The organism is Brachyspira catarrhinii (assembly GCF_005518285.1).
Lineage (GTDB): Bacteria > Spirochaetota > Brachyspiria > Brachyspirales > Brachyspiraceae > Brachyspira > Brachyspira catarrhinii.
The window spans coordinates 1-315 of the sequence record NZ_SJDU01000870.1 but is presented as its reverse complement, the minus strand read 5'-3'; the positions used below and the strand labels follow the sequence as shown (position 1 = coordinate 315).

General features: G+C 24.8%; 1 protein-coding gene. It reads right to left on the bottom strand.

All coding sequences use genetic code 11. The annotated features are described in order from the left end of the window. Positions 1 to 100: 100 nt before the first annotated feature. Positions 101 to 315: hypothetical protein (locus EZH24_RS14615; protein WP_236847301.1), on the bottom strand; the 215-nt coding region annotated here is incomplete at its 5' end.

Below are 315 nucleotides of genomic sequence, written 5' to 3'. Positions count from 1 at the left end.
GTAATCTACATTCTTTCATATAATATAATTTTTACGAACCTCATGCAGAGATGCATGGGGTTTTATTTTAGTAAAATATATTTTGACAAAAAGCCAATTTCTAATATTTCGTTTTTCTATTATAATTTTCGTATAAAGACGACAAACCGAGTTTTTGTAAAGAAGAATCTATAATTTCTATAACCGTTTTATAATTCGTCAATCTTCCATGCGAAAGTTCGTTTCGGACAATAATTAATTTTTCGTCAATTTTATTATTTGAATTTTTATTATAATTTTTAATCAAATTGCCAAAATTAAAATAGCCGTATTCGT